The organism is Methyloglobulus sp., from assembly GCF_964779595.1.
Genome location: NZ_CBAROL010000073.1, coordinates 1 through 3,097, shown reverse-complemented (window position 1 = coordinate 3,097; position 3,097 = coordinate 1). Strand labels below are relative to the sequence as shown.

The window sequence follows — 3,097 nt, the reverse complement described above, 5'->3', positions numbered from 1 at the left end:
AATCTAGCTAAAATTAACACAGAGTAAAACATGGCAATCAATAATCTTACATCTTTAGGCAATTATAGTTTTGACAGTAGCGCATTCACCGTCGCACTCAGCAGTAATGTGGCTTATGTTGCCGCTGGCGATAATGGCTTACTATTGCTTAATGTTAGCAATCCGAGCAAACCAACGCTGTTGGGTTCGTTTGCCGCAAATTATGTAACGGATGTCGCTATCACGGGCAGTACAGCGTGGATTACCAGCGAGAGTGACGGCGTCAAAGTGGTTAACGTGTCTAACGGTTTTTCACCGACCGTTCTAGGAAGTTACAGTGCGGTTGGCAATGCCAAAAGCATTGTGATTGCTGGCAATATTGCTTATGTGAGTGATTGGGAAAATGGTTTGTTGTTACTTAGCACCCAAAATACCAGCAATATACAAAAGATTGCCTTGTTTCCGATTGTTAATGCCAAAAACGTCGTCCTCGCTAAAAATAATAGCCTAGCACTGGTGGTGAGTGATAACTCAGATTTGATTTTAATCGATGTGAGTAATCCTTATGCACCCAAGCAATTAAGCGCACTCACACTCGGCTCAGATGTTCGCAGTGTTGCGGTATTAAATGATAATACGGTGGTCGTTGCCGCTGGGGTGAGCGGTTTAAAAGTCGTAAACATTAGCGACGCGACTAGACCAACTGTATTAAGCACCTTTGCTGACATCCGTAGTGCGAATGCAGTGAGCATCATTGATAACCGCGCATTAGTAGCTGACGATGATAAAGGCTTAACGGTTGTGGATTTAACGCTGCCCTCCAATCCCACCCTATTAGAACATGTAGCCATTTCAAATGGCGTTAGTGTTGGGATTGTTGCGTCAAATAACGTGGCATATTTACTCAATACAACAGGTAATACACAAACGCTGCAAACGCTTTCTATTCCTGAACCGATAAAATACAAACTCAGTGTTAATTCTCCCAGTGTCAACGAAGGGGATTCTGGACAAACCAATTTGACGTTTACGTTAACCCTCTCGCAAGCGTTGCAACAAAGCGGCTCGGTGGATTACGCATTGCAATCGGGAACAGCGACCGCAGGGAGTGATTTCACGACTGCGTCAGGGACGATCCAATTCAATGCAGGGGAAACGAGCAAAACCATTACGGTTCCCATTTTAGGGGATGCAAGTCTTGAAAATGATGAAGTATTCAACTTAGTTTTGAGTAACCCCCGTATTTTGGAATTGAGTAATGGCTCAAATACGTTAACAGCCGTTGGCACGATTCGTAATGATGATTTTCCAACATTGACATTAGCCAACGCGCAAAGCATTCAAGAAGGGAATGATGGACAAACTGCATTAACGTTTACCGTTAACCTATCCCAAACTGTCCCTTTTGATGTATCCGTTGCGTATACCACGCAAGGCATCACAGCAACATCAGGTCAAGATTTTACAGCGCAATCGGGCACACTAAAATTTTTGGCGGGCGAAAAGGAAAAAACAATTAGCATTCCTGTATGGGGTGATACGGCAGATGAGGCAGATGAAACGTTGGTCTTTGTACTTAACAATCCTCAAAGTGTTAAATTTACAAATAGTGCTAATGAATTACGCTCAACGGTCACCATTTTAAATGACGATAGCCAAACGCTGCGTTTGAATTCACCTTCGATACAAGAAGGTGATGAGGGTATTAGCTACTTGAAATTTGTGTTGAGTTTGGGTTATGCGGTCAATTCAGATGTCACGTTTGAGTATAAAACGGAAGAAGGTACTGCGACGAGTGATATAGACTATTCGGGTAAGTTTGGCACCGCGACAATTGTTGCAGGAAAACTCAGTACTGACATTCCGATTTCTATATTAGGTGATAGGCTAATTGAATCTAATGAAACCGTTAAGCTCACTATAAATAATGTCAAAGGCATAACCTTGCCCAGTAATAGTTCATCCATTACAGGTTTGGGTACAATTATCGGTGATGATTTACCCATTATCAGTGTTCCTGCGACAACAACAGTTTATGAGCCTGCTGTTGGGATTAGACGTTTGGATATTCCGGTAACCTTAAACGCACCAACCTCTATTGATAGCGTGATTAATTATCACACGCAAAGTGGTAGTGCGACGCAGGATAAGGATTTCGAAAACTCAAGCGGGAAAATAACGATTTCGGCTAATTCTGACTCAGGTGTCATTTCGGTGTCGATTCTTGCAGATACTGAAACAGAATCCGATGAAACCTTCCGCGTTATTATTGATAGTGTTGATGGTGGGGCGAAGCTTCCGGTGGGTCAAAGTCAGTTGAGTTCCGAGATTACGATTGGAAGTACCAGTTTTCCCCTGCTCTCTATTCAAAATGTTGCCTTGATAGAAGGGGATGCGGGTAATAAGAATCTCATTTTTAAAGTAAATTTATCCACTGTGAGTGCGCTACCCGTTTCGTTTACCGTTAAAACCGTTGATAAAACAGCCAGCGCCGGTTTCGATTATCAAGCGATTAATGCAGCGATTAAAACCATTCCTGTAGGCACTCAATCCCTTGAGATTTCGGTGTCAATTGTGGGAGATAAAGCGGCTGAAAGTGATGAAACATTTAAAGTAGAATTGAGCAAAATCAGCAATGCGGTATTTGATAGTGGGAGTGAAATATTGACGACCACAGGGACTATTATTGACGATGATAAGCCTATTATTCGAATTGAAGATGTTCATGTAACTGAAGGTAACGCCGGAATTCATGATGAAAAAATAAAAGTGACTTTAAGTGCGACAGCGGCTCTCCCTGTAACGATTCATTACACGCTACTCGATGGCACCGCTAAAGCAGGTGAAGATTTTGTGGGTACTGAAGAGGATTTAATTATCCCTGCAGGTGCTAAAGAAGGTTATATATCTGTATCCATTCAAGGCGACACTATTCCTGAAGCGGCACAAGATTTTCATATTCAACTCAGTAGTTCAATCAACGCCCAATTCCTCAATGCGGCAGCAACGATTCAAAATACCGTCACGATTGATTCAGACGATGGGGATAATTTGCCCATTGTCACCGTGAGTAAAAATTTAGCGATTGATGAAGGCGATAGTGGGTTAACGGATTTCC

General features: G+C 42.4%; 1 protein-coding gene. It reads left to right on the top strand.

Annotated features, from left to right (window positions below; translation table 11 throughout):
• Positions 1-30: 30 nt before the first annotated feature.
• On the top strand, positions 31-3,097 hold a 3,067-nt coding region (locus tag AC1YY3_RS12955; RefSeq protein ID WP_482194591.1), incomplete at its 3' end, for an LVIVD repeat-containing protein.